This is a genomic window from Kocuria palustris (assembly GCF_016907795.1).
GTDB classification, from domain to species: Bacteria; Actinomycetota; Actinomycetes; order Actinomycetales; family Micrococcaceae; genus Kocuria; species Kocuria palustris.
The window spans coordinates 1,040,932-1,067,746 of the sequence record NZ_JAFBCR010000001.1; the positions used below are offsets into that span (position 1 = coordinate 1,040,932).

Consider the following 26,815-nt stretch of genomic DNA (forward strand, 5'->3'; position numbering starts at 1 on the left):
GCTGTCCTCAGGCCTGCTCGAGCGGGAAGGGCACGAGCTGCTGGATCTGCTCGAACGTGGCCCCGAAGGTCTCGCGCACCACCACGCGGCCGTCGCCCTCGATGAGGAAGACGGCGCGGTCGGTGTAGACGCGCGAGACGCAGCCGACGCCCGTCAGGGGCATATCGCACTGCTCGACCAGCTTGGGCTGGTCCTTCTTGGTGCGCAGGTCCATCATCACGAACGTCTGCTTGGCGCCGGTGGCCAGGTCCATGGCCCCGCCGACCGCGGGGATGGCCCCGGGCTTGCCGGTCGACCAGTTGGCCAGGTTGCCGTTGCGGTCCACTTGGAAGGCGCCGAGGACGCAGCAGTCCAGATGGCCGCCGCGCATCATGGCGAACGAGTCCGCGTGGTGGAAGTACGAGCAGCCGTCGGTCTCCACGACCGGGATCTTGCCCGCGTTGATCAGATCGGGGTCGATGTCCTCGCCGTGGGCGGCCGCACCCATGCCGAGCATGCCGTTCTCCGTGTGGAGGGTGACGTCGTCCTCGGGCGAGAGGTAGTCGGAGACCAGCGTGGGCTGGCCGATGCCGAGGTTCACATAGGCGCCGGCGGGGATGTCGCGGGCGACGAGCTCGGCGAGCTGCTGGTTGTCCAGCGCCGCGTCCTGGGTCTGGGGAGTGCTCATGGTCGTGTCTCGCTCTCTGCGCGGCCTGGCTGCCGCTGCGGTGGCGTGTCTGCTCGCGGTGGATCGGGACGGGCGCCGCCTGCGGCGGCGGTCCTGATCCGTGAGGGGATCAGCCCGCGTCGGGCGTCTTGGGGGCCTGGATGCGCACGACGGTGTCGACGTAGATACCCGGGGTCACCACGGTCTCCGGATCCATCTGCCCGCGCTCCACGAGCTCCGAGACCTGCACGATCGACGTCCGGGCGGCCGCGGCCATGATCGGGCCGAAGTTGCGCGCCGTCTTGCGGTAGGTGAGGTTGCCCGCGGTGTCGGCGGTGTGCGCCTTGGTCAGGGCGTAGTCGGCGACGATCGGGTACTCGAGGATCTGGTGGCGTCCGTCGAGCTCGCGGACCTCCTTGCCCTCGGCCAGCGGCGTACCGTAGCCGGTGGGGGTGTAGAACGCGCCGATGCCGGCGCCTGCGGCGCGGATGCGCTCGGCCAGGTTGCCCTGCGGGACGACCTCCAGCTCGATCTCGCCGGCGTGGTACTTCTCGTCGAAGTGCCACGAGTCCGACTGGCGCGGGAACGAGCAGATGATCTTCTTCACCCGTCCCAGCTGGATGAGCTTGGCCAGCCCGACGTCGCCGTTGCCCGCGTTGTTGTTCACGACGGTCAGGTCGTTCGCGCCCTGCTCGATCAGGGCGTCGATCAGCTCGACGGGCTGACCCGCCACCCCGAAGCCCCCGATCATGACGGTCGAGCCGTCCTCGATCTGCTCGACGGCCTGGGCCGCGGTGTCCGCGATGCTCAGCATGCTCTCTCCTTGCGAATGATCGTTCGGTCTCTGGTGCGCCGGGCTCAGGCGGCGTCGGTGTTCTCGAGCACGACGGCCAGGCCCTGGCCCACGCCGATGCACAGCGAAGCCACGCCCCAGCGGCCGCCCTCCGCCCGGAGGCGCCGAGCCAGGGTTCCCAGCACTCGGGTGCCGGAGGCGCCGAGCGGGTGGCCGATCGCGATCGCGCCGCCCCACGCGTTGACGATCGACTCCTCGATCCCCCACTGGCGGAGGCACGCCAGCGACTGGGCCGCGAAGGCCTCGTTGAGCTCGACGGCGCTGACATCCTCCCAGCCGATCCCGGCGCGCTTCAGGGCCAGGTTCGCGGCCTCGACCGGCGCCTCGCCGAAGAACTGCGGCTCATTGGCCGCAGCGCCGCGCCCGGCGATGCGCGCCAGCGGCGTGCGCCCCAGAAGAACGGCAGCCTTCTCGGACCCGAGCCACGCGGCGGAGGCGCCGTCGTTCATGGGCGAGGCGTTGCCGGCGGTGACCGTGCCGCTGTCCTTGCGGAACACGGTGCGCAGACCGCCGAGCGTCTCCGGGGTGGAATCGGCGCGGACGGTCTCATCGCGGGTGACGTCGCTGCCGCGCTTGGAGTTGGCCTTCACGGTCACGGTGAGGTCGTCGTAGCGGCCCTCGTCCCAGGCCTTCGCGGCCAGCTGGTGGGAGCGCGCCGAGAAGACGTCCTGCTCCTCGCGGGTGATCCCGTGCTTCTCGCGCAGCTGCTCGGTGGCCTCGCCCAGCGAGACCGTCCAGGCATCGGGCATCTCGGGATTGACCAGCCGCCAGCCGAGCGTGGTGTTGGCCAGGTGCAGGTCCTGCATGGGGAACGGACGTTCGGTCTTGGGCAGGACCCAGGGAGCGCGCGACATGGACTCGACGCCGCCCACGAGCATCAGGTCGGCCTCATCGAGCTCGATCTGGCGCGAGGCCATCATGGCGGCATCCAGCGAGGAGCCGCAGAGGCGGTTGACCGTGGTGCCCGGCAGCGAGGTGGGCAGACCGGCCAGCAGCGTGGCCATGCGCGCCACGTTGCGGTTCTCCTCGCCGGCGCCGTTGGCGTTGCCGAACACGACCTCGTCGATGCTCTCCGGGTCCAGGCCCTCAGCTCGCTCGACCATGCTGCGCACCACGAGCGCTGCGAGGTCGTCGGGGCGGTGGCCGGACAGGGCGCCGCCGATCTTGGCGAACGGGGTGCGCACGGCGTCGTAGATGTAGGCGTCCTGGCGGCCGCTGGCTGCGGTGCTCATGAGGTGACTCCTTCGTCGTCTGATGATGCTCGGTCTGTCGTGGCGGGCGAGGAGGCGCTGGCGGCCTCCGCGTCCAGACGGTCGAAGACCGCCTTGGCATGGGAGAAGGCGTTGTTGGCGGAGGGCACCGAGAGGTAGATCGAGCTCTGCAGCAGGATCTCCTTGATCTGCTCGCGCGTCAGCCCGTTGCGCAGTGCCGCGCGCACGTGCATCTCGAACTCACCCCAGTGCCCCGCCGCGATCAGGGCGGTCAGCGTGATGGCGCTGCGCATGGGCCGATCCAGGCCCGGACGGGTCCAGATCTCGCCCCAGGCGTAGCGGGAGATGAAGTCCTGCCACTCGGCCGTGAACTCGTCCTTGTTGGCCTCCGAGCGATCCACGTGGGCGTCGGAGAGGACCTCGCGGCGCACCCGCATGCCGTCGGCATGCGTCTGGGAGGCGGTGCGGTCGCCGCCCGCGCGTGGTGCAGGCGCCGGAGCCGAGGCGCTCCCCGGGGCCGAGTCGCCGACCGAGGACGGCGCCCCTTCACGCCGCAGCGGATCGGTCGACGCGGAGCCCGGCGTCTGCGCTGCCAGCTCCTTGATCAGCCCGGCGAGCGCGGCCGGCTGCTGGGCGGGGATCATGTGCGCGGCCTGCTCGATCAGCTCGAAGCGCGCACCGGGCACCTGCTGCGCCCAGTCCCGCACCGCCTGCGCCTCGACCGAGGGGTCCTGCTCGCCGGCCACGGCGATCACCGGGGCGACGATCTCCCCCAGTCGCCCGGTGAGGTCGAACGCGGCGATCGCACGGCACACCTGGGCGTAGCCGTGGCGGTCGGCGGACTGCAGCGCGTGCAGCAGACCCGTGGTGATCCCGGTGCCGGCGGCGGCGTCGCGCTCGATGAAGTCCTGGGTGAGCCAGCGCTGCGCACTGCCGATGACCTGCGTGGGAGTTCCCGCGGCCTCCACCAGCGCGGCGCGCTCGCGCCACTGCTCGGGATCGCCCAGCTGCGGTGCGGAGGCGGTGATGACGGCGCCTCGGACGCGCTGCGGCGCATCGACCAGCAGCTGCAGCCCCACGGCCCCGCCTACGGAGCAGCCCGCATACCAGAACGGGGATTCGGCCGGGAGCTCCTCGACCGCATCCACGGCGGCCAGGACGCCCTGGGCGAGCTCCTCGATCGAGAAGTCCTCGGAGCCGGCCGGTGCGCCCCCGTGGCCCGGCAGCTCCCAGCCGATGATGCGGAAGCGCCCTTCCAGCTCGCGGGCGACCCCGCCCCACAGCGGGACGAGAGCCGTGCCCAGCGCCGGGCCGAGCAGCAGCACCGGCCGCTGCTCGTCCTGCGCCGCAGCGGGCGCGCTCAGCTCCACGAGGCGGATGCTCGGAACGCTCATGAGTCCTCTCCTGTTCTGGCGCCGCCGCCGGGCAGCGCCTCTCGCTCGTCCTGCCGCGCGAGAGCCCGATCGATCAGCAGATCGGCCGCGCCCAGATAGCCGCGCGGGTCGCACAGCTGCTGCAGCCGCTGCCGGTCGAGGGCATGCCCCTGGGCGTCGCGGCCCTCCCCCGTGATCTCCGCCAGGCCGTCGACGGCTGCCTCGACATCCGCACCGGCCCGGGCCAGCACGGCCTGGATGCGCTGGGCTCCCGTGGCCCCGTCCGCCTCCTGCACCGCAGGCTTCAGCGCCGTGACGATCCGCTCGGAGAGCAGCGCCGGCCCCGAGGCGCGCAGGTTCTCCTCCATGCGCTCGACATCCACGCGCAGCCCCTGGGCAAGCTCTGCCAGCTGGGAGCACGCCGTCAGGCTCAGTCGCAGCAGCTGCTGCAGCGCCGGCCACTCCACGTGCCAGGCGCCGTCCGGACGCTCGTCGACCGAGGAGGAGGCGGCAGTGAACAGCGAGGCGAGCAGCTGCGGTGCGCTCAGGGCGGTGCGCTTGAGCTGGACCGAGAGCACCGGGTTCTGCTTCTGCGGCATGGCCGAGGACACGCCCCTGCCCGGGCCCGTGGGCTCGCGCAGCTCGCCGAGCTCGGGGCGCGAGAGCAGCAGGACGTCGTCGGCGATCCTGCCGATCGCCGCGCAGACGCTGCCCAGCGCGGCCCCGGCGTCCAGAACGGGCTGCCGGGCGGTGTGCCAGACGTGGGGCGCCTCCTCCAGCCCGAGCTGCCTGGCCCAGGCGGCGTGCAGCTGCAGGACCTGCTCGGAGAGCTCCGCGGAGCAGGCACTGCCGCGCTGGAGGTCTTCCTGCTGCTCGAACAGGGCCTGCGATCCGGCCAGGGTGCCGGCCGCACCGCCGATGGCCACCGGAGTGCTCAGCCGGTCCAGCCGCTCATGGGCATCCGCCAGCCCCTCGAGCCACTGGGCGCAGCGCAGGCCGAAGGTCGTGGCCAGCGCGTGCTGCGTCAGGGTGCGCGCGGCGCACAGAGCGTGGCGGTGGCGCTGGGCCAGTCCGGCCAGCGCGGACCGCGCCTGGGACAGGGAGTCATCGAGATGCTGGAGGGCCTCGCGCAGCACCAGCATCAGGGCGGTGTCCAGAACGTCCTGACTGGTCAGCCCGCGGTGCACTGCGCCGACGGCCTCCGGGTCGATCTCCCGCACCGCTGCGCGCAGATCCGCGAGCATGGGGATCACCGGGTTCCCGCCCAGCTCGCTGCGCTCGGCGAGATCCGCCAGGTCGAAGCTGCGATCGAGCACCTCGTCCGTGAGGACGTCGGCCGCCGCCTCCGCGGCGCTGTCCGGGACGAGCCCGAGCTGCGCCTGCGCCGCGACCCAAGCGGTCTCCGCTCGCACCAGGCAGCGCAGCACCTGTCGATCACCGGCGAGTCCCCGGGCCCGATGGGCTCCGGGGACGAGCAGACCATAGTCGGCGTCCTGTGCTGCCATGCGTCTCGTCGTCGTCCTGTCGTCGCGATGCTCTGAAGATGGTGGTGACGCCGTCGCGAGTCGTCCCCGCGCGGCGGAGGGGGCGGGGCGACGATGGACGTCGGCCCGGCCCCGTGCCTGCTCAGTCCGCGTGCTGCGGGTAGCGCAGGAACACGGTCTCCGCCTCGCCCTGCAGGCGGACGTCGAAGCGCAGCGAGCCGTCCTGCTCGCGGCGGGCGATCAGGGTCTCGCGCCGATCCGCCGGCACCGAGGACAGCAGCGGGTCCCGCTCCAGGGCCTCCTGGTCCTCCGGGAGGTAGATCCGGGTGAAGAGCCGGTTGAGCAGACCGCGGGCGAAGACCGTCATGGCGATGAACGGGGCCGCCCCGGGCTCCGTGGGGCCGGGGGCCACCGTGGTGAACGAGTACGCCCCCACGTTGTCCACGGCCTGCCTGCCGAAGCCCGTGAAGGTGTAGCCGTCGCGGATCAGGGAGCCGGGCTCCTGCGAGATCCGCCCGTGCTCATCCGCCTGCCAGATCTCCAGCAGAGAGTCCGGCACGGGATCGCCGTTGCCGTCGTAGACGACCCCGTGCAGGCGCACGGCCTGGGGATGCGTCCGATCCACCAGGTTCTCCCCGCCGTCGAACGGCAGGGCGTAGCCGTAGAAGGGGCCGACGGTCTGACCGGGCGTGGGTGTCAGCTGCTCAGACATCGGTGTCCTCCTCCATGAGCGTGCGGTGGGTTCCGGTGAGCACGATGTCCCACTTGTAGCCCAGCGACCACTCGTGGGCCGAGAGGTCGTGGTCGTAGTTCGCCACCAGGCGCTCGCGCGCCTTGGGGTCGACGATCGCCTGGTAGATCGGGTCCAGGGCGAACAGGGGATCGCCCGGGAAGTACATCTGGGTCACCATGCGCTGGGTGAACTCCGTGCCGAACAGCGAGAAGTGCACGTGAGCCGGACGCCACGCGTTGTAGTGGTTCTTCCACGGGTACGGGCCCGGCTTGATCGTGGTGAACGAGTACGAGCCGTCGTCGCCGGTCAGGCAGCGGCCCACCCCGGTGAAGTTCGGGTCGATCGGAGCCGGGTGCTGATCGCGCTTGTGGATGTACCGGCCCGCCGCATTGGCCTGCCAGATCTCCACCAGCTGGCGGCGCACCGGCCGGCCCTCGCCGTCGAGCACGCGCCCGCTGATCGTGATCCGCTCGCCGATGGGCTCGCCCTTGTCCTGGATCGTGAGGTCGGACTCGAGGGCGTCGACGTCGCGGGGGCCGAAGGCCGGGGCCCACAGCTCGACGGTCTCCGGATCCGCATGATGCAGATCCTTGGTGGGGTGGCGCAGGACCGAGCTGCGATAGGGCGCATAGTCGAGTCGAGGCTGGGTCTCGACGGATCCGGAGGCCGCATAGCTCTCCGAGATCGCGCCCATCTCCGCGCTCAGGACCGACTGGGAATCCGCTGCCGCGTCCGAGGACGAGACGGGGGTGTCCGCCATGGTCATCTCCTTCATCAGCCGGGCAGTAGAGGTGCTGCCGCGGGGCTGCCCCGCGGCCCCGTCATCCCAGGGCTGCTGCCCGTGCTCTCCAGCACCTGAGAATAACGTGCGTCACTCCGAAACTGAACACTTGTGCGCAGAGCGCACGCATGGTGATCGGAGCGCGGTCCGTCGTCGGACCTGGGTAGGGGGGGGTGCGCCATCGACGGCCCACCGTGGGCTTCAGCGCCCGCTCAGGCCTGCCAGCCCGTGTAGGAGTCGGCGAAGTACGCCCGGCCGTACGGCGAGTCCGTGATCGCATGCAGCTCGCCGAGCTGGCGGCGGGAGTCGAACTCGGAGTCCTCGGAGCTGCTGTGCAGCATGCGGGTGACCCAGTACGAGAAGTTCTGCGCCTTCCACACGCGCTCCAGCGCCGCCCCCGAGTAGCCGGCCAGCGGCCGCTCATCGCCGTCGCGCAGCAGGGCCACGAGGGCCGGGGCCAGGACGCGGACGTCGCAGAAGGCGAGGTTCAGGCCCTTGGCGCCGGTCGGGGGGACCGTGTGCCCGGCATCGCCCACGAGCACGAGGGAGCCGTGGCGCAGCGGCTCGCACACATAGGAGCGGAAGGGCAGGACCGTCTTGTCGATGATCGGCCCCTCCTGCAGGCGGAAGCCGTCCGGGCCGGAGACGCACTCCTGCAGCCGGGCCCAGATCTGCTCGTCCGACCAGTCGTCGGGATCCTCCGTGGGGTCGCACTGGAAGTACATCCGCTGGACGTCGTCCGAGCGCTGGGAGATCAGCGCGAACCCGGACTCGGAGCGGGTGTAGATCAGCTCGTGGTGGCTCGGCGGCGCCTGGCACAGGATGCCGAACCAGGCGAACGGGTATTCGGTGAAGTGATCCGTGCGCACGTCCTCCGGAATCGCCTTGCGGCACACCGAGCGGGAGCCGTCGGCACCCACCAGGATCCGGCAGCGGATCTCGCGCGCCGCGCCCTCGGCATCGACGAACGTGACCCCCGGGCGATCCGACTCGACGTCATGGACGGCGACGTCGTCGACCGACCAGAAGACCGTGCCGCCGTCGCGCTCGGAGGCCTCCTTGAGGTCCCAGAACACCTCGTTCTGCGGGTAGAGCCGCACGGAGCGCCCGACCGTCTCCTGGAAGTCGATGTGGTGGCTGCGGCCCTCGAAGCGCAGGGACGTGCCCTCATGCTCGTGACCCTCCGTGAGCACTCGGCCGTCGACGCCGGAGTCCACCAACATGTCCACGGTGCCGGCCTCCAGGATCCCGGCGCGGTGGGTGGCCCGGATCGTCTCCGGGTCGCGCTTCTCGATCACGATCGTCTCGAGGCCCTCGCGACGCAGCAGGTGCGCGAGCATCAGCCCGGCGGGGCCGGCGCCGGCGATCGCGACCTGCGTCTCGAGGAGGGGTGCGGCCGATGCGGGCTGCGCGGGGTTCTGGCTCACGGGATGTCCTCCTGGCGAACGGTTGTGCGCACAGTCTCAGGCTCACAGTGAGGCCTGCGCCACATACTGCTCATTCAACGGGATGATCCGGTCCTTCGACCGCGCGGGCGATCCCGTGAGCGGCCGTGTGCAGCGCCTGCACGACGGCTGAGGGATCCACGGGGGCCAGGGCCCGATCGGCGACGACGCCCAGGCCTGCGAGCACCGAGCCGTCGGCGGCATGGACGGGCACGGCGATGCCCGTGCGGTCCGGCTCCAGATTGCCGGTCTGCACGCAGTGGCCGCTCGCGCGGATCTCGCGCAGCACCTGCGCGAGCTGCTCGGGCCCGCCCTGCGGCAGCTGCTCGCCGCGCTCGAGCACGCGTCGGGCGTGGTCGCGGCGCTGCGCCTCGGGCAGCCCCGCCAGCAGCACCAGGCCGGTGGCCGAGAGGTGCAGCGGCAGCCTCCCCGCCACCGCGGAGCTGATGGGGCGGGTGCCGGGCTGGGAGAGCCTCTGCACGAACAGGACCTCGTCGCCCTGGATGCGACCGAGCTGGACATGCTGTCGCAGCACCGACTGGACGCCGTGCAGGAACGGCGCGGCCGCCGCCGCCAGGGAGGTCTCCGGGGCCGACCGGGTGGCCAGCTCCCACAGCCGGGTCCCCACGGAGTAGGAGCCCCCCGCCCCGCGCGTCAGCCAGCCGGCTGCCGCCAGATCGGCGCACAGGCGATGGGCGGTGGCCGGAGGCAGCCCCGTGCGTCGCGCGATCTGCGCGGAGGTCAGCCGGGGCTGGTCGCGCCCGAAGGCGGCCAGCACCCGGTCGAGGCGCACGAGCACGGAGTCTCCGGAGGACGAATTGGCCATGTCCCGGATTCTCCCCCGCTCGGGCAAGTATCAGCGCACGGTGAAGGCCCGGCTGGTCGCCGTGATCGGCAGGATCCTCCTGAGACCGGTGCGGCGATCGCCCTGGTAGACGAAGCGGCAGGTGCCGGCGGCACCGGCGGGCACGGTCCACTCGAAGGTCACCAGCGAGCGCGAGAACAGCCTGCCCTCCCAGAGAAACCGGGTGTCGAAGTCCTGGTCGTCGCGGAAGCGCTGCCAGGCGCCGTCCGCCTGGCGCTCGAGCACCAGGTACGAGCCGCCGTGGCGGACGTTGTCGTTCGGGTTCGCCCCCACGAACACGGCGTGGGCCACCTGCCCGGCGGTGACGTCGACCGGCTGCGTCCAGACATCGCCGAAGGCCCGCATCGGCATGGGCAGGTCCGCGCCGTCGGCTTCCTGCAGGGATCGCAGCGCCTTGCCCGACTCATCCCGCGGCACGAGGCCCAGGGCCACCTCCGTGTCGTCGACGATCGCCCGGGCCAGCCCGTCGAGGATCTGGCAGTACGCGGCCGCCGAGTGCTTGCCGTAGACCGTGGCCCCGCCCTCGTACTGCTGCGACTCGTACTCCCAGCGCGTCGTGACGTAGTGCGTGCAGCCGTTGGAGGTCGCCTGGATGATGACATCGCGCTCCTGCACGCCGGTGGCCTCAGCGACCGCCCTGCGGTACATCACGCCCACGGCGGCCGTGACCTCGCCGGGCATGACCGCCAGCCACAGCCGGCCCAGGCGGATCAGCTGCACCGGGACCTGCTGCTGGACCCAGCCCATGGCCCTGACGGACAGCAGGATGGACTTGGGCGCGTGGATGGCCGCCTCGTAGCGGTCGACCCGGTAGCGCCACGAGGCCAGCGTGGCCGAGAAGGGGTTGTTCCCCAGCTCCTCGCTGAAGATGCTCGGGCCCGGCCCGTCCTCCTGGGATCCGGCGCCGAAGGCCGTGCCCAGGATCGCCCAGCTTGCGCGCTCGGTGCGACCCGTGCCGGAGAACTCCGGGCGCACCTGGTAGCCGCGCATGTCCACGTAGGTGATCCGGCTGGCCACCCCCGAGCCCACCGGGTCTCCCGACGAGGCCAGCTGGGAGCGCACCGCATCGGCCTGGCGCGTGCCGATCTCCCGCGTGTTCTCGAACTCGTCGTCCGTGGGCCCGCTGCCCGGGCTCCGGTTCAGGTTCGGGCTGATGTCGCCGGAGTTCGAGTTGGCGAACGCCGCCACGAACTCCGGTCGCTGCTGCGCCGTGAGGTGCACGCCGTGGTCCAGGCGCTCGAGGGCGTACTCGGCGCAGCCCTTGTTCTCCCCCGAGACCAGGCGGTTGGTGTTCGTCAGCGAGGTGCTGTGGGTCGATTACCAGTTCACGACGGCGTCGACCGCTCCCCCGCTCTCCATCCGCAGCGTGGTCGAGGAGGTGTCCAGACCGCCGGGCAGCGCCGAGCCCAGGTCCTCGGGATTCAGGCGGAAGGCCTCCATGTACCGGTTGACCCCCCGCATCGGCCAGCTCCGAGCGGCTCACTCGCAGTCTGCCCTCCGCCCGGTCGGCGTCTGCGGCCACGATGCCCTCGACCTGCGCGCCTCGAAGACCTGGGGCTGGAAGCCCAGCGTGGTGATGTTCTGCAGCTCGTCGAATCCGGCGCCGCCCGGAGTGGCATGGGTGTGGGTGGCTCCCAGGCTGACCGTGGCCTGCGACCAGCGCCACGTGCGAGCCGTCGGCCGGGTCCTCGATGACGAAGGCGCGGGCGTGCTGGCGCATGTGGACGCCGAGCCCCAGCTTGCTCGTGGACCCGTAGCCCAGAAAGCCCACCCCGGCGAGCCTGCCGGTGATGTCCCGCACCGCGCGTCCGCTCAGGAAGCGGCCGTCCCCCTCGCCGCCGGGAGCCGCCGCAGCACCGAGGGCACCCCGCCCGACCTGCCTGCGCGACGGGCCGCTGAAGCCCTCGCTGTCGGCTTCGGCCCGCGCCGGGGGCTCGACGCGGTCTCGGTGGACCGTGCGACGTCACGATCGGCAGAGACGGCGGAAGCCCCGCTCCTGCCAGTGCAGGAGCGGGGCTTCCGGTCTGGGACGCCGAGCGTCCGGGTCTGATCTCGGCGCGGCACCTCAGCTCAGCGCCGAGGTGCCGCCGACCGATCAGTTGGCGCCGAAGTCGTAGTCCTCCAGCGGGATCGCCTGGAACTCGCCCAGCGACGAGTCGTCGGCGTACGAGAAGTCCGCGTACGCGCCGCTGTCCGTGAACAGGGCGGCCTTGGCCTCCTCGGTGGGCTCCACGCTCACATCGTTGTAGCGAGCCAGGCCGGTGCCGGCCGGGATCAGCTTGCCGATGATCACGTTCTCCTTCAGGCCCACCAGCGGATCCGACTTGGCCTCCATGGCGGCCTGCGTCAGCACTCGGGTCGTCTCCTGGAAGGAGGCGGCCGACAGCCACGAGTCCGTGGCCAGCGAGGCCTTGGTGATGCCCATCAGCTCCGGACGGCCTGCGGCCGGACGCTGCTGCGAGGTCACCGCCTTGCGGTTGGCCTCGCGGTAGCGGACGTCGTCCACGAGCTCGCCCGGCAGCAGGTCGGTGTCGCCGGACTCGATGACCGTGTTGCGACGCAGCATCTGCCGGACGATGACCTCCACGTGCTTGTCGTGGATGCCCACGCCCTGGGAGCGGTACACGCCCTGGACCTCGTCCACCAGGTGCTTCTGGGCCGCACGGCGACCGCGGATGCGCAGGACCTCCTTGGGGTCCACCGCACCGGCCACCAGCTGCTGGCCGACCTCGACGGACTCGCCGTCGGCCACGAGCAGCTTGGCGCGGCGCAGCACCGGGTACGCGAAGTCCTCGTCCCCGTTGTCCGGGGTGATGACGACGCGCACGCCCTTCTCCGTGTCCTCGATCGTGGCGCGACCGGCGACCTCCGAGATCGGCGCGACGCCCTTGGGCGTGCGGGCCTCGAAGAGCTCCTGGATTCGCGGCAGACCCTGCGTGATGTCGCCGTCCGAGGAGGCGACGCCGCCCGTGTGGAACGTGCGCATGGTCAGCTGCGTGCCGGGCTCGCCGATCGACTGAGCCGCGATGATGCCCACGGCCTCGCCGATGTCGACCAGCTTGTTGGTCGCCAGCGAGCGGCCGTAGCAGGCCGCGCACACGCCGACGGCGGAGTCGCAGGTCAGCACCGAGCGCACGCGGACCTCGTCCACGCCGGCGTCGAAGATCGCCTTGATGAGCCCGTCCGAGAGGTCCTGGCCCGCCTGGGCCACGATCTCGCCGTTCGCATCGGCCACGTCCACGGCCAGCACGCGGCCGTGGATGGTGTTCTCCACCTCGGCATCCAGCACGCGCTGACCCGTCTCCGAGGTCTCGGAGACCGGCAGCGTCAGGCCGCGATCCGTGCCGCAGTCGCCCTCGCGGACGATGACGTCCTGGGAGACGTCGACGAGACGACGGGTCAGGTAGCCCGAGTTCGCCGTGCGCAGCGCGGTGTCGGCCAGGCCCTTGCGGGCGCCGTGGGTCGCGATGAAGTACTCCAGCACCGTCAGGCCCTCGCGGTACGAGGACTTGATCGGACGGGGCATGATCTCGCCCTTGGGGTTGGCCACCAGGCCGCGGATGCCCGCGATCTGACGGACCTGCATCCAGTTGCCTCGTGCACCCGAGGAGACCATCCGGTTGATGTTGTTCAACCGGCCGAGGTTCTCGCGCATGGCCGCAGCGACCTCGTCGGTCGCCTTGGTCCAGATGTCGATCTGCTCGGTGCGGCGCTCGTCGTCGTCGATCAGACCGGTCTCGTACTGGGTCTGGATCTTGGCGGCCTGCGCCTCGTAGCCCTCCATGATCTGGGGCTTGGACGGAGGCGTGGCGATATCCGAGATCGCCACCGTGATGCCCGACCAGGCGGCCCAGTAGAAGCCGGCGTCCTTGAAGTTGTCGAGGGTCTGCGCCACGACGCCCATCGAGTTCTCCTCGGCGAGGTCGTTGACCAGGCGCGAGAGGCTCTTCTTGTCCGCGACGCCCTCGAACCACGGGTGCCCGGCGGGCAGCTGCTGGTTGAAGATGACGCGGCCCAGGGTGGTCTCGACCGTGGCGGTGTCGCCCTCGGTCCAGCCCTCCGGGGCCTCCCAGCCTTCACCGGGGACGAAGTCCTCGATGCGGACCTTGATCGGCGCGTTGAGGTGCAGCTTGCGGGCGTCGAAGGCCATGACGGCCTCGGCCACCGACGAGTAGCTCTCCCCGGCCCCGACCTCGTCCTCGCGGACGGTGGTCAGGTGGTACAGGCCGATGATCATGTCCTGCGAGGGCAGGGCGATCGGCTTGCCATCCGACGGCTTGAGGATGTTGTTCGACGACAGCATCAGCACGCGCGCCTCGGCCTGGGCCTCCGGCGACAGCGGCAGGTGCACGGCCATCTGGTCGCCGTCGAAGTCCGCGTTGAACGCCGAGCACACGAGCGGGTGCAGCTGGATGGCCTTGCCCTCGACGAGCTGCGGCTCGAAGGCCTGGATGCCCAGGCGGTGCAGGGTGGGGGCGCGGTTGAGCAGCACCGGGTGCTCGGTGATGACCTCTTCCAGGACGTCCCACACCTGCGGGCGGAAGCGCTCGACCATCCGCTTGGCCGACTTGATGTTCTGCGCGTGGTTCAGATCGACCAGGCGCTTCATCACGAACGGCTTGAACAGCTCGAGCGCCATCTGCTTGGGCAGACCGCACTGGTGCATTCGCAGCTGCGGGCCGACCACGATGACCGAGCGGCCCGAGTAGTCCACGCGCTTGCCGAGCAGGTTCTGGCGGAAGCGGCCCTGCTTGCCCTTGAGCATGTCCGACAGCGACTTGAGCGCGCGGTTGCCCGGGCCCGTGACGGGGCGGCCGCGACGGCCGTTGTCGAACAGGGAGTCCACAGCCTCCTGGAGCATGCGCTTCTCGTTGTTCACGATGATCTCGGGGGCGCCGAGATCCAGCAGGCGCTTCAGGCGGTTATTGCGGTTGATCACGCGTCGGTACAGATCGTTGAGATCCGAGGTCGCGAAGCGGCCGCCGTCGAGCTGGACCATGGGACGCAGCTCCGGCGGGATGACCGGGACGGCGTCCAGGACCATGCCCAGCGGCGAGTTGTCCGTGGACAGGAACGCGTTGACGACCTTGAGGCGCTTCAGGGCGCGCGACTTGCGCTGGCCCTTGCCCGTGGCGATGGTCTCGCGCAGGGCCTCGGCCTCAGCAGCCAGGTCGAAGGTCTCGAGGCGCTTCTTGATCGCCTCGGCGCCCATGGAGCCCTCGAAGTACATGCCGAAGCGGTCCTGCAGCTGGCGGTACAGCGCCTCGTCGCCCTCGAGGTCGTTGACCTTGAGGTTCTTGAAGCGCTCCCACACGCGGTCGATCGAGTCGATCTCGCGGTCGGCGCGCTTGCGCACGTTGGCCATCTGGCGGTCGGCGGCATCGCGCAGCTTGCGCTTCTCGGCGGCCTTGCCGCCCTCCTTCTCCACCTCGGCCAGATCGGTCTCGAGGTCCCCGGCGATGGCGACGACGTCGGCATCGCGCTGGTCCTCGAGGGCCTTCTTCTCGCGGTCGATCGAGGCCTGGAGGTTCGGGAGGTCCTCGTGGCGGGCCTCCTCATCGACCTTCGTGACCATGTAGGCCGCGAAGTAGATGACCTTCTCCAGGTCCTTGGGCGCCAGGTCCAGCAGGTAGCCCAGACGAGAGGGCACGCCCTTGAAGTACCAGATGTGGGTCACCGGAGCGGCGAGCTCCAGGTGCCCCATGCGCTCGCGGCGCACCTTGGCACGGGTCACCTCGACGCCGCAGCGCTCGCAGATGATGCCCTTGTAGCGCACGCGCTTGTACTTGCCGCAGGAGCACTCCCAATCGCGGGTGGGGCCGAAGATCTTCTCGCAGAAGAGCCCGTCCTTCTCCGGCTTGAGCGTGCGGTAGTTGATGGTCTCGGGCTTCTTGACCTCGCCGTACGACCAGGAGCGGATCTGGTCGGCCGTGGCGAGGCCGATGCGCATGAGGTTGAGCGAAGAATCGTTGGACATGAGGATCCTTGATCCCTTTCTAAGCAGTCTTCAAAAAGAGTGGGCGGTCGACGTCGGAGGTGATCAGACCTCTTCGACCGAGCTCGGCTCGGAGTGGGACAGGTCGATGCCCAGCTCTTCAGCGGCGCGGAAGACCTCGTCATCCGCATCGCGCATCTCGACGGTCTGGCCGTCGGCCGAGAGGACCTCGACGTTCAGGCACAGGGACTTCATCTCCTTGATGAGGACCTTGAACGACTCGGGAACGCCCGGCTCCGGGATGTTCTCGCCCTTGACGATCGCCTCGTAGACCTTCACGCGGCCGTGCACGTCATCCGACTTCACGGTCAGGATCTCCTGCAGCGTGTAGGCGGCGCCGTAGGCCTCCAGCGCCCAGACCTCCATCTCGCCGAAGCGCTGGCCGCCGAACTGGGCCTTACCGCCCAGGGGCTGCTGCGTGATCATCGAGTACGGACCGGTCGAGCGGGCGTGGATCTTGTCGTCCACCAGGTGGTGCAGCTTCAGGATGTACTGGTAGCCGACCGAGATCGGATCCGGGAACGGCTCGCCGGAGCGGCCGTCGAACAGCTGCGCCTTGCCCGTGTGGTTGATCAGGCGATCTCCGTCGCGGGTCACGTTGGAGTGATCCAGCAGGTCGAAGATCTCGTCCTCGCGGGCACCGTCGAACACCGGGGTCGCCACGTTGGTGGGGCCGGTCTCCTTGGGGAAGTTCGTGAGGTGATCCAGCCACTGCGGGTCGCCCTCGACCTTCCAGCCCTGCTTGGCCAGCCAGCCGGTGTGGACCTCGAGCACCTGGCCGAGGTTCATGCGCCCGGGCACGCCCAGCGGGTTCAGGATGACGTCGACGGGGGTGCCGTCCGCCAGGAACGGCATGTCCTCCAGGGGCAGGATCTTGGAGATGACGCCCTTGTTGCCGTGGCGTCCGGCGAGCTTGTCGCCATCCGTGATCTTGCGCTTCTGCGCGACGTAGACGCGCACGACCTGGTTGACGCCGGCCGGGAGATCGTCCGAATCCTCGTCGCGGTCGAAGACGCGCACGCCGATGACCGTTCCCGACTCGCCGTGGGGCACCTTCAGGGAGGTGTCGCGAACCTCGCGGGACTTCTCGCCGAAGATCGCGCGCAGCAGGCGCTCCTCCGGAGTCAGCTCGGTCTCGCCCTTGGGCGTGACCTTGCCGACCAGGATGTCGCCAGCCTGGACCTCGGCGCCGATGTGGATGACGCCCCGCTCGTCCAGAGCCGAGAGCACCTCCTCCGACACGTTAGGGATGTCGCGCGTGATCTCCTCGGCACCGAGCTTGGTGTCGCGGGCATCGATCTCGTGCTCCTCGATGTGGATCGAGGTCAGGACGTCGTCCGAGACCATGCGCTGGGACAGGATGATGGCGTCCTCGTAGTTGAGGCCCTCCCAGGACATGTAGGCCACGAGCAGGTTCTTGCCCAGGGCCAGCTCGCCGTGATCGGTCGACGGGCCGTCGGCCAGCACGGTGCGCGGCTCGACGCGATCTCCCTCGGAGACCACGACGCGCTGGTTGTACGTGTTGCCCGGGTTGGAGCGCACGAACTTGCCGATCGTGTACTCCTTCTCGGTGCCGTCGTCGTTGGCCACGATCACGTGATCGGCGGCCACCTCGGTGACCACGCCGGCCTTGACGGCCAGCACGGAGTCGCCGGCATCCATGGCGGCGTAGCGCTCCATGCCGGTGCCCACGAGCGGGGCCTCCGACACGAGCAGCGGCACGGCCTGGCGCTGCATGTTGGCGCCCATGAGCGCGCGGTTGGCGTCGTCGTGCTCGAGGTACGGGATCAGGGCGGTCGCCACCGACACCATCTGGCGCGGGGAGACGTCCATGAACTCGACGTCCGCGGGCTCGACCAGCACGGCCTCGCCGGAGCCGTCGGCGGCACGGGCCAGCACAGCGTCCTCGGCGAAGCGCATGTCGTCCGTCAGCGGGGCGTTGGCCTGGGCGATCGTGGCGCCGCGCTCGTCATCGGCCGTCAGGTAGACGACCTCGTCGGTGACGACGCCGTCGCGGACCTTGCGGTACGGGGTCTCGATGAAGCCGAACGGGTTGATGCGGGCGTAGGTGGCCAGCGAGCCGATCAGGCCGATGTTCGAGCCCTCAGGGGTCTCGATCGGGCACATGCGGCCGTAGTGCGACGGGTGGACGTCGCGGACTTCCATGCCGGCGCGGTCGCGGGACAGGCCGCCGGGGCCCAGAGCGGACAGCCGACGCTTGTGGGTCAGGCCCGCGAGCGGGTTGTTCTGATCCATGAACTGCGACAGCTGGGAGGTGCCGAAGAACTCCTTGATCGCCGCCACCACGGGGCGGATGTTGATCAGGGTCTGCGGGGTGATCGCCTCGACGTCCTGGGTGGTCATGCGCTCGCGCACGACGCGCTCCATGCGGGACAGACCGGTGCGGATCTGGTTCTCGATCAGCTCGCCCACCGCGCGGATGCGGCGGTTGCCGAAGTGGTCGATGTCATCGACGTCGATGCGGATGTCGCGGGTCTCGCCGTCGCGCACGCCCTCAATGGAGTCTCCCCCGGCGTGCAGCGTGACGAGGTAGCGGATCATGGCGACGATGTCCTCGACCGAGAGCACGGACGCATCCGGGTCGGTGAAGGGCTTGTCGATACCGAGCTTCCGGTTGATCTTGTACCGGCCGACCTTGGCGAGGTCGTAGCGCTTGGGGTTGAAGTACATGTTGTCCAGCAGCTGCTGGGCGGCCTCGACCGTGGGCGGCTCGCCCGGACGCAGCTTGCGGTAGATGTCCAGCAGCGCGTCGTCGCGGGTCTCGGTCGCGTCCTTCTCGAGGGTGGCGCGGATCGAGTCGAACTCGCCGAACTCCTCGAGGATCTTGGACTCGGACCAGCCCAGAGCCTTGAGCAGCACCGTGACGGACTGCTTGCGCTTGCGGTCCAGGCGCACGCCGACCTGATCGCGCTTGTCGATCTCGAGCTCGAACCAGGCGCCGCGCGAGGGGATGATGCGCGCCGAGTAGATGTCCTTGTCCGAGGTGCGGTCCTGCCCGCGCTCGAAGTAGGCGCCGGGCGAGCGGACCAGCTGCGAGACGACGACGCGCTCGGTGCCGTTGATCACGAACGTGCCCTTGTCGGTCATGAGCGGGAAGTCGCCCATGAAGACCGTCTGCTGCTTGATCTCGCCGGTGGTGTTGTTCATGAACTCGGCCTTGACGTACAGCGGGGCCGAGTAGGTGGCGTCACGGTCCTTGCACTCATCGACCGTGTACTTGGGGTCGTAGAACTCCGGCTCCGTGAAGGACAGGGACATGGTGCCCTGGAAGTCCTCGATCGGGGAGATCTCCTCGAAGATGTCCGAGAGGCCAGAGGTGGTGGCGACGCCGGTCTCGCCGGCCTCCAGGGCCAGGCGCAGGCGCTCCTGCCACTTCTCGTTGCCGATGAGGCGATCGAAGCTCTCGGTCTGGAGGGCCAGGAGGTTGGGGACCTCCAGGGGCTCGTGGATCTTGGCGAAGGAGACGCGGCGGGCCACGCTGCCTCCTGCCTGGGATGCGGTGACGGACGAATCGGTGCTCGAGGCGACCAAAGTGAGATTCCTTCCACAGATCTGCAGGTGAATCGCGCGGTTCCCGTCCGGAGGACTCGGAGACGGCCGGAACGCGGCGCTGCGGGCGAGGGGACTGCTCGCACGGGGCGCAGGGTGCCGTGCGAGGATCGATCCGACGCGGGTCGCAGAGCCGGCGGCTCGGGTCCGAGGGGCGCCCACCGCTATATGAAGGCACGCAGAACTCAGGGACGACGCAAAGAAACAGATTACGTCAAGTCCAGAGCCGTTGTCTACCCCTTGTCGAACATCCATCGGCCTCGGTCGACGGCGGCGCAGCGGCGACCCGTGAGACGACGAGCGCCCCGCCCGGCCGGAGCCGTGCGGGGCGCTGATCCGACCGCGAGGCGGTCTGAAGCGAGGTGCGGGCTCAGGCCCGCACGGATCACTTGAGGGTGACGGTGGCGCCGGCGCCCTCGAGCTGCTCCTTGGCCTTCTCGGCGTCCTCCTTGGAAGCGCCCTCGAGGACGGGCTTGGGAGCCCCGTCGACGAGGTCCTTGGCCTCCTTCAGGCCGAGGGAGGTCAGGGCGCGCACCTCCTTGATGACGCCGATCTTCTTGTCGCCGGCAGCCTCGAGGATGACGTCGAACTCGGTCTGCTCCTCCTCGGCGGCGGCGGCGTCGCCACCGGCAGCCGGGGCGGCGGCCACGGCGGCCGGGGCCGCAGCGGTGACGTCGAAGGTCTCCTCGAAAGCCTTGACGAACTCGGAGAGCTCGATGAGGGAGAGCTCCTTGAAGGCCTCGATCAGTTCATCGGTGGTCAGCTTGGCCATGATGTGGCTCCTTCTGGTGTCTGTTCCCGTCGGCCGCATGGGGCGCGGCGCGACGGAGGATGGTTCTGGTACGTGGTGAGTCGACGCTCAGGCGTCGGCAACGGTGTCCGAGCCGGTCTCCTCGACCTTGGCGCGCAGCGCCTCGGCCGTGCGGACCGTCTTGGACAGCGGCGCCTGGAACAGCGCTGCGGCCTGGGACAGCGAAGCCTGTGCGGCTCCGGCGACCTTGGCCAGCAGGACCTCGCGGGACTCGAGGTCCGCGAGCTTCTTGATGCCGGCCTCATCGAGGGCGGCACCGTCCATGTAGCCGCCCTTGACGACGAGCGCGGGGTTCTCCTTGGCGAAGTCGCGCAGGCCCTTTGCGACGGCGACCGCATCGCCGGAGACGAACGCAATCGCGGTGGGGCCCTGGAGCTGTCCCTCGAATGCGTCGATCCCGGCCTCGCGGGCGGCGATGCCGGCCAGCGTGTTCTTCACCACGGCGTACTCGGCGTTCTCGCCGAGCGAGCGGCGCAGCTGCGAGATCTGCGTCACCGAGAGCCCGCGGTATTCGGTCAGCACAGCTGCAGTGGACGACTCGAAGCGTCCCTTCAGCTCGGCCACCGCGGCGTACTTCTCAGAGTTCGCCATGGCACTCCTTCCTGGTGTGCCGGGCGCCTGCCGTTCGTGCCCCAGACGAGAAAAGCGCCCCGGCAGGAGCCGAGGCGCATCAGGACGCTGACCGCCAGAGGCGGATCAGAGGTCTTGCACGTTCAGGACACCTGCGCTGGACGCCCCGAGGGGCTCTTACGGCGATCCGCTCCGTCCGCTTCGAGGTGAAGCAGGCACGACGGATCCGCGACCGGCGGTCTTTGGATGCCACGAGAGTACCCGCTCGCGCAGCCAGCGGCAACTCCACCGCGGCAGCCTCGCCTCAGGCCTCCCCGATCGCCCGCTCCCAGACCGCGGAGCGGCCCACCACGACGGAGCCCAGTCGGCGGTTCACCCAGTTCATGCGGGTGTTGCCGCTGTGCGTCCACACGTAGATCGACTCGACGCCCGGGGTCTCCCGCGCGATCTGACGGAGGTTCTCGAGCTTGAGCCGCAGTCCCAGCCGCCGACCGCGATGCTCCCGCAGCACGACGGTCTCGTCCTGCAGCCCGGCCCCGCGATGGGGACGGGGCACGACGACCTCGGTCATCCCCACGAGCTCGCCGGAGGGGATGTGCTCCATGACGGCCATCAGGGACCGATCGCCGCCGGAGCTGCGCAGCGCCTCGGTGCGCCGGACCCGCTCGGCGTCCCACGGCTCCGGGTCCCACACCTCCGGGGCGGCGAAGGCGTCCGACGGGATCCGCGAATGCAGGCGGGCGAGCGACTCGAGCCACTGCTCCGGCGCCTCGTCCTTCCACACGTGGGTCCGGTAGTCCTCCGCGCCCTCGCTGGCCAGCACATCCTGGCCGAGCCTGCGCATCTCCTCCGGATCCAGGGGGACGGACAGCCGGCTCACGTCCGAGACGGTGCGCAGGGTGTACCCCGCGCGCTGGGCGAAGCGTGTCTGACGATTGGACAGCGGCAGCCGCCCCGAGCCGTCCGAGGCGGTGATCCAGTCCTCGGGGCTGACCTGGGCCATGGTCCCGGTGGGGGATCCGATGCGGCCATCGCCCTGCAGGTCCCCGGGCCCGGGGTGCTCCGACTGGAGCGTGACGCGGCGCCGAGCCTCCGCACCGGAGAGCTGCTCCGCGGCCGCCAGCAGCTCCAGGCCCACTCCCCTGTCCTCGCACTCCGGATCGACCGTCACGAGCACCACGGCGGAGCGGGTGTGCACGACGAGCGGCAGCCGGATCTCGGCGCGCCCCACGAGCCGGTCCTCCAGGAAGGCGCCCAGCAGGACCACGCGCTCCCACGGATCATGGAGGTCGTGGAAGATGTCCTCGGCCTCGTTCGACAGCTGCCCGGTGCCCCAGATCGCCTCTCGCGAGCGGCGCACCAGACCGGCCACCTCGCCCAGGGTGCGCTCGGCGGCCTCGTCGAAGACCTCCGGCGTGCGGATCTGGCGGATCTGGACGGCTTCGCTCGGGAGCACATCGGGCCTTTCGACGGTGAACGCGCCCGGCTGCGCACGTGCGGCAGGGGCCGCACGGAGGGCTTCGCTCGTCAACGGAAGAGGGGCCCAGTCGCTGTCGACTGGACCCCTCAGGATCATGCATCCCTCCCGCGGCGGTCAATCACCGGGGAAAAGAGCGGTCATCTGCTCATCGGCAGATGATCGTGCGGGGCTCAGGCCTCGGACTCGACGGAGGTGGCGTTCGGATCCACCGGGATGCCGGGGCCCCAGGTGGAGGCGACGGTCATCTTGGAGACGTAGCGGCCCTTGGACGAGGCCGGCTTGAGGCGCAGGACCTCCTCCAGAGCGGCGGCGAAGTTCTCCGCCAGCGCCTTCTGGTCGAACGAGGTCTTGCCCACGATGAAGTGCAGGTTCGAGTGCTTGTCGACGCGGAAGTCGATCTTGCCGCCCTTGATGTCGCCGACGGCCTTGGCGACATCCATGGTGACGGTGCCGGTCTTGGGGTTCGGCATCAGGTTGCGGGGGCCCAGGACCTTGCCCAGGCGGCCGACCTTGCCCATCATGTCCGGCGTGGCCACGGCGGCGTCGAAGTCGACCCAGCCGCCCTGGACCTTGGCGATCAGGTCGTCGGCGCCCACGAAGTCGGCGCCTGCGGCCTCAGCGGCCGCGGCCTTGTCGCCCTGGGCGAAGACGACCACGCGAGCGGTCTTGCCCGTGCCGTTCGGCAGGTTGACGGTGCCGCGCACCATCTGGTCGGCCTTGCGGGGATCCACGCCGAGCCGCATGGCGACCTCGACGGTCGAATCGGCCTTGGAGCCGTCGAGCTCCTTGACGAGTGCGATCGCCTCGGCCGGGGTGTAGAGACGGTCGCCGTCGATCTTCTCGGCGGCGGCCCGGTACGCCTTGCTGCGCTTTGCCATCTGCTTGTTCTCCTTGTGCAGTCGTGGTCATGCGGACCGCGCTCGGCCCTGCCACGGGATTACGTGTGCTGTGTCGTGCTGCGGCTGGAAGCCGGATCAGACGACGTCGATGCCCATCGAGCGTGCGGTGCCCGCGATCGCCTTTGCGCCGGCCTCGACGTCGTTGGCGTTCATGTCCGCGGCCTTGGTCTGGGCGATCTCGCGCGCCTGGTCCCAGGTGATCGAGCCGACCTTGTCCGTGTGCGGGACGCCGGAGCCCTTCTGGATGCCGGCTGCCTTCTTGATCAGCTGCGCGGCAGGCGGGGTCTTGGTGACGAAGGTGAACGAGCGATCCTCGTAGACCGTGATCTCGACCGGGATGATGTTGCCGCGCTGGGATTCCGTGGCCGCGTTGTAGGCCTTGCAGAACTCCATGATGTTGACGCCCTGCGCACCGAGCGCGGGGCCGACGGGCGGTGCCGGGTTGGCGGCGCCGGCCTGGATCTGCAGCTTGATCAGACCCGAGACCTTCTTCTTCTTGGGAGCCATGGTGTGGTCCTCCTGACGTGATGTACCGCCGCACAGGAGCGTACGACGGCGGTGTGGCCGCCGTGGCGCGGCGGCCGGACGGCGCCCGCCGCGCGAAAGCGCGTCCCGCGGCGGTGCCGAAGCATGTGGGGCAGGCCCTGGGCCTGCAGTCGGCATCCGAGTCGGGCCCCCGGAGGAGCAGCCGGCGTCAGGACGACGATCGACCAGTCTGCCAGATCCGCGCGCGAGCGGGCCCCGGCGGACCGGTCGGGGATCAGATCTTGGAGACCTGGTCGAACGAGATGGTGACCGGCGTCTCGCGCTCGAAGATCGACACGAGGACGACCAGCTGCTGGGACTCCACCTTGATCTCGGAGATGGTCGCCGGGAGGGTCGCGAACGCGCCCTCCTTGACGATCACGGACTCGCCGACCTCGAAGTCGACGGTCACGGCCGGAGCCGAGGCGGCCGCACCGGCGGAGCCGCCCGAGGACGGGGCCTGGCCCTCTGCCGCGGCGGGGGCCTCGAACACCGGGTTGAGCATGTCGACGACCTCGTCGATGCGCAGCGGGTTGGGGTTGTAGGCGTCCTGCCCGACGAACCCGGTCACACCCGGGGTGTGGCGCACGGCGCCCCAGGAGGCGTCGGTGAGGTTCATGCGCACCAGGACGTAGCCGGGGATCCGGACGCGGCGCACGGTCTTGCGCTGCGCGTTCTTGATCTCCACGACTTCCTCCATGGGGACCTCGATCTGGAAGATGTCCTCCTCCATGTTCAAGGACTGGATGCGGGTCTCCAGGTTGGTCTTCACGCGGTTCTCGTAGCCGGCGTAGGTGTGGATGACGAACCAGTCGCCCTCCTGCCGACGCAGCTTGGCCGCGAACTCCTTGCGGGGATCCTCGGCGGGCGCCTCCTCCACGGGGGCCTGGGCGGGCTCCTCCGACTCGGCGCCCTCGGCGATCGCCAGGTCGGCGTCCTGCACGGACTCCTGCTCGACGGGGGCCTCGACGGCCTCTGCCGAGACGCTCGCCGGCGCAGCCGTCTCAGCCTGCTCGGCGGCGTCCTGCGCGGGAGTCGTGTCCTCCGGCGCCAGGTCGACGTCGTTCTCAGCTTCGTGCTGGGTCACTGGGAGTCCCTGCTTTCCTCTGCTCTGGGGTGGCCGCGAGGCCGTGCTCGCGAAGCGGTCGTGCTCTGCGCCGGTGTCTGCTCCCGGCGGGCGTGCGTCGTTCAGGAGGCGATCGCGCCGTCGCCGAAGACCAGCATGGCCAGCTGGCCGAAGCCGAAGTCCAGCAGCGAGATCAGGCCCATCATGAAGGCCACGAAGACGAGGACGACGAGCGTGTACTGCACGAGCTCGCGACGCGTGGGGGTGTGGACCTTGCGCAGCTCGGCGATGACCTGGCGCAGGAACAGGAGGAGTCCGCCGAACATCCCGTTCGACTTCTGCTCCGGCTCACCGCCCGGCTGATCAGCGGCTGTGCTCTGCGACATCGGTTCTCCTCAAGAGGGCCTCGCGCTTGGTCCGCACCATCGGGTGATGGTCTGCGCTGTTCGCATCCGCCCTCCCGCGAGCGCTCGGCGACGCCATGCTGCTCACGGGAGGAGGACGCGGGCTGCGCAGGGCAGACAGGACTCGAACCTGCAACCTGCGGTTTTGGAGACCGCTGCGCTACCAATTGCGCCACTGCCCTTCAGGCCTGCGGGGCGGATGCCCCGCACGCCGGTCCTCGAGCCTACCACTGCCGCGGTGCGCCCCGTGCGGGGCGCCCGTGCGAGCGGCGGGCTCGGTTGGACACCAGCGGGCCATTTTAGTCCAGACAATGCCGCTCGGCAAGGCCCGACGGCGCCTCATCGCCCGGGGATCGCCCCCGGTGCAGAGGCAGCGCCCCAGTAGCATGGGAGGGTGCCGCGGCCGCGACGAGCGGCGGACGGCGCTCCCAGGCTCACCCAGATGGAGGAACCGCAGGTCATGTCCGAACGCATCTCCCGCCGCATCGCGGCGATCGCCCCGTCGGCCACACTGGCAGTCGACGCCCAGGCCAAGGCCCTCAAGGCCGAGGGGCATCCGATCATCGGCTTCGGCGCCGGCGAGCCCGACTTCCCGACCCCCGCGCACATCGTCGAGGCCGCTGCCGAGGCCCTGCAGGACCCGTCGAACTTCCGCTACTCCCCCGGCCCCGGCCTGCCCGATCTGCGCCGCGCGATCGCGGACACGACCGCCGAGCGCAGCGGCTGGCAGGTGGACCCCTCGCAGGTCGTGGTGACCAACGGCGGCAAGCAGGCCGTCTACGAGGCCTTCGCCGCGGTGCTGGACGAGGGCGACGAGGTCCTGCTGCCCGCCCCGTACTGGACCACGTACCCGGAGGCCATCCGCCTGGCCGGCGGCGTGCCCGTCGAGGTCTTCGCCGGTGCCGAGCACGGCTACAAGGTGACCCCCGAGATGCTCGAGGAGAAGCTCACCGATCGCACCAAGGCGATCCTGCACTGCTCGCCGTCGAACCCGACCGGCGCGGTGTTCTCCCCGGAGGAGACCAGGGCGCTGGGCGCCTGGGCCGCCGAGAAGGGGATCTTCGTGATCGCCGATGAGATCTACCAGCAGCTCACCTACGACGGCACCCCGTTCACCTCGATCGCCGGGGCCTGCCCGGAGCTCGGCGAGAACGTCATCGTGCTCAACGGCGTGGCCAAGACCTACGCCATGACCGGCTGGCGCGTGGGCTGGCTGATCGGCCCCGCGGACGTCGTGAAGGCCGTGAGCACGCTGCAGTCGCACCTGACCTCGAACGTCAACAACATCGCCCAGCGCGCGGCGGTCGCCGCGCTGACCGGGCCGCAGGACGATGTCACCGCCATGGGCGAGGCATTCGACCGCCGTCGGCGGCTGGCCGTGGAGATGCTCTCGGCGATCGACGGCGTCACCGTCCCCGAGCCCCAGGGCGCGTTCTACGTCTATCCGGACGTCAGCGCGCTGCTGGGCCGCGACTTCGACGGCAGCACCCCGCAGACCTCGGCCGAGCTGGCCGGGCTGATCCTCGAGAAGGCGCAGGTGGCGGTCGTTCCGGGCGAGGCCTTCGGCCCGTCGGGCTACTTCCGGCTCTCCTACGCCCTGGGCGACGACGACCTGCGCGAGGGCCTGACCCGGCTGCAGGACTTCCTGGGCGGTGCCCGATGAGCGCGCAGGTCGCGTCCGAGCCCACCGGTGCCCAGCGCGCCGGTGAGGCCGCAGCGCGGGCCGTCGGGGTCTTCGAGCAGATCCCGACCGCGGCCTGGACCACGGTCGGGCTGATCGGCGGCTACGGGATCGCCCGGGCGACCGGGGTGCGCTGGCTCGGCGGGGCGGCGCTGCTCGGCGCAGGGGCGGCTGCGGCCCACACCTGGTGGCACCGCGGCGGGCCCGCTCAGACCAGTGCGCTCAGCGCGGTCTACCTCCTGGGCTTCGGGCTCTCCCATCCGCTGGCCAGGAAGCTGGGCGCCTGGCCCTCCGTGCTCACGGTCACCGCGGTCTCGGCCGCTGCCAGCTGGGCGGTCGTTGACCGAGGTCTCGAGGACTGAGCCGCAGGCACGCACGACAGGGCCCGCAGACCAGGCACCTTCCGGGTGCTCGGTCTGCGGG

Annotated in this window: 22 protein-coding genes, 1 tRNA gene and 2 pseudogenes; 2 read left to right on the forward strand and 23 right to left on the reverse strand. The window is 70.3% G+C overall.

Annotation, left to right across the window (positions count from 1 at the left end; all coding sequences use genetic code 11):
* Nucleotides 1–7: 7 nt before the first annotated feature.
* From JOE55_RS04555 to JOE55_RS04660, 23 genes and pseudogenes are all read right to left on the reverse strand, one after another.
* The gene (locus tag JOE55_RS04555) at nt 8–667 is read right to left on the reverse strand and encodes a 3-oxoacid CoA-transferase subunit B (protein WP_204782145.1); all 660 of its coding nucleotides are present in this window, start codon (nt 665–667) and stop codon (nt 8–10) included.
* 109 nt (nt 668–776) lie between these two features.
* Complete coding sequence (locus tag JOE55_RS04560; protein ID WP_204782146.1) at nt 777–1,460, reverse strand: 3-oxoacid CoA-transferase subunit A; 684 nt, start codon at nt 1,458–1,460, stop codon at nt 777–779.
* 44 nt (nt 1,461–1,504) lie between these two features.
* The gene (locus tag JOE55_RS04565; protein WP_204782147.1) at nt 1,505–2,731 is read right to left on the reverse strand and encodes a thiolase family protein; all 1,227 of its coding nucleotides are present in this window, start codon (nt 2,729–2,731) and stop codon (nt 1,505–1,507) included.
* The gene (gene pcaDC / locus JOE55_RS13650; protein ID WP_204782148.1) at nt 2,728–4,104 is read right to left on the reverse strand and encodes a bifunctional 3-oxoadipate enol-lactonase/4-carboxymuconolactone decarboxylase PcaDC; all 1,377 of its coding nucleotides are present in this window, start codon (nt 4,102–4,104) and stop codon (nt 2,728–2,730) included. The genes JOE55_RS04565 and pcaDC overlap by 4 nt, the downstream gene beginning before the upstream one ends.
* Nucleotides 4,101–5,588 carry a lyase family protein gene (locus tag JOE55_RS04575; protein WP_204782149.1) on the reverse strand — a complete coding sequence of 496 codons (1,488 nt, stop codon included), beginning with the start codon at nt 5,586–5,588 and terminating at the stop codon, nt 4,101–4,103. The genes pcaDC and JOE55_RS04575 overlap by 4 nt, the downstream gene beginning before the upstream one ends.
* A 121-nt stretch (nt 5,589–5,709) precedes the next feature.
* Nucleotides 5,710–6,279 carry a protocatechuate 3,4-dioxygenase subunit alpha gene (gene pcaG / locus JOE55_RS04580; RefSeq protein WP_006213520.1) on the reverse strand — a complete coding sequence of 190 codons (570 nt, stop codon included), beginning with the start codon at nt 6,277–6,279 and terminating at the stop codon, nt 5,710–5,712.
* Nucleotides 6,272–7,060, reverse strand: a complete 789-nt coding sequence (gene pcaH, locus JOE55_RS04585; RefSeq protein WP_239546422.1) for a protocatechuate 3,4-dioxygenase subunit beta — start codon at nt 7,058–7,060, stop codon at nt 6,272–6,274. The genes pcaG and pcaH overlap by 8 nt, the downstream gene beginning before the upstream one ends.
* A 233-nt stretch (nt 7,061–7,293) precedes the next feature.
* Nucleotides 7,294–8,508, reverse strand: a complete 1,215-nt coding sequence (locus JOE55_RS04590) for a 4-hydroxybenzoate 3-monooxygenase (protein ID WP_204782151.1) — start codon at nt 8,506–8,508, stop codon at nt 7,294–7,296.
* A gap of 70 nt (nt 8,509–8,578) precedes the next feature.
* Complete coding sequence (locus JOE55_RS04595; protein ID WP_204782152.1) at nt 8,579–9,352, reverse strand: IclR family transcriptional regulator; 774 nt, start codon at nt 9,350–9,352, stop codon at nt 8,579–8,581.
* A gap of 30 nt (nt 9,353–9,382) precedes the next feature.
* Entirely contained in the window at nt 9,383–9,865 is a 483-nt protein-coding gene (locus JOE55_RS13295) for a neutral/alkaline non-lysosomal ceramidase C-terminal domain-containing protein (RefSeq protein WP_338125489.1), read from the reverse strand.
* Between the two features lie 12 nt (nt 9,866–9,877).
* Nucleotides 9,878–10,696: pseudogene (locus JOE55_RS13300) on the reverse strand (neutral/alkaline non-lysosomal ceramidase N-terminal domain-containing protein); the annotation flags it as partial.
* Nucleotides 10,697–10,708: 12 nt separating this feature from the next.
* Nucleotides 10,709–10,852, reverse strand: a complete 144-nt coding sequence (locus JOE55_RS04605) for a hypothetical protein (protein WP_204782154.1) — start codon at nt 10,850–10,852, stop codon at nt 10,709–10,711.
* A 205-nt stretch (nt 10,853–11,057) separates the two neighbouring features.
* Nucleotides 11,058–11,207: pseudogene (locus JOE55_RS13555) on the reverse strand (neutral/alkaline non-lysosomal ceramidase N-terminal domain-containing protein); the annotation flags it as partial.
* A gap of 279 nt (nt 11,208–11,486) precedes the next feature.
* The gene (locus tag JOE55_RS04615) at nt 11,487–15,368 is read right to left on the reverse strand and encodes a DNA-directed RNA polymerase subunit beta' (protein ID WP_024289922.1); all 3,882 of its coding nucleotides are present in this window, start codon (nt 15,366–15,368) and stop codon (nt 11,487–11,489) included.
* Nucleotides 15,369–15,431: 63 nt separating this feature from the next.
* Nucleotides 15,432–18,938, reverse strand: coding sequence for a DNA-directed RNA polymerase subunit beta (gene rpoB, locus JOE55_RS04620; protein ID WP_204782155.1), 3,507 nt, complete (start codon nt 18,936–18,938; stop codon nt 15,432–15,434).
* 403 nt (nt 18,939–19,341) lie between these two features.
* Entirely contained in the window at nt 19,342–19,728 is a 387-nt protein-coding gene (rplL, locus tag JOE55_RS04625) for a 50S ribosomal protein L7/L12 (RefSeq protein WP_204782156.1), read from the reverse strand.
* 87 nt (nt 19,729–19,815) lie between these two features.
* The gene (gene rplJ, locus JOE55_RS04630) at nt 19,816–20,358 is read right to left on the reverse strand and encodes a 50S ribosomal protein L10 (protein ID WP_204782157.1); all 543 of its coding nucleotides are present in this window, start codon (nt 20,356–20,358) and stop codon (nt 19,816–19,818) included.
* 283 nt (nt 20,359–20,641) lie between these two features.
* Nucleotides 20,642–21,793, reverse strand: coding sequence for a GNAT family N-acetyltransferase (locus JOE55_RS04635; RefSeq protein ID WP_338125425.1), 1,152 nt, complete (start codon nt 21,791–21,793; stop codon nt 20,642–20,644).
* A 194-nt stretch (nt 21,794–21,987) separates the two neighbouring features.
* A complete protein-coding gene (gene rplA, locus JOE55_RS04640; protein WP_006213534.1) occupies nt 21,988–22,695 on the reverse strand; it encodes a 50S ribosomal protein L1 in 708 nt (235 codons plus the stop codon).
* 96 nt (nt 22,696–22,791) lie between these two features.
* Nucleotides 22,792–23,223, reverse strand: a complete 432-nt coding sequence (rplK, locus tag JOE55_RS04645) for a 50S ribosomal protein L11 (RefSeq protein ID WP_006213535.1) — start codon at nt 23,221–23,223, stop codon at nt 22,792–22,794.
* A gap of 253 nt (nt 23,224–23,476) precedes the next feature.
* Nucleotides 23,477–24,328: a transcription termination/antitermination protein NusG gene (gene nusG / locus JOE55_RS04650; RefSeq protein ID WP_204782159.1), complete on the reverse strand. Its 852-nt coding sequence runs from the start codon at nt 24,326–24,328 to the stop codon at nt 23,477–23,479.
* A gap of 101 nt (nt 24,329–24,429) precedes the next feature.
* On the reverse strand, nt 24,430–24,693 hold the full coding sequence (gene secE / locus JOE55_RS04655; RefSeq protein ID WP_006213537.1) for a preprotein translocase subunit SecE: 264 nt from the start codon (nt 24,691–24,693) through the stop codon (nt 24,430–24,432).
* Between the two features lie 127 nt (nt 24,694–24,820).
* Nucleotides 24,821–24,893: transfer RNA gene (locus JOE55_RS04660), tRNA-Trp, on the reverse strand.
* A gap of 278 nt (nt 24,894–25,171) precedes the next feature.
* Here JOE55_RS04660 and JOE55_RS04665 point away from each other — a divergent pair.
* Both JOE55_RS04665 and JOE55_RS04670 read left to right on the forward strand, forming a co-directional pair.
* Entirely contained in the window at nt 25,172–26,374 is a 1,203-nt protein-coding gene (locus tag JOE55_RS04665) for a pyridoxal phosphate-dependent aminotransferase (RefSeq protein WP_235586802.1), read from the forward strand.
* Entirely contained in the window at nt 26,371–26,754 is a 384-nt protein-coding gene (locus JOE55_RS04670; protein WP_204782160.1) for a hypothetical protein, read from the forward strand. The genes JOE55_RS04665 and JOE55_RS04670 overlap by 4 nt, the downstream gene beginning before the upstream one ends.
* Nucleotides 26,755–26,815: the final 61 nt, after the last annotated feature.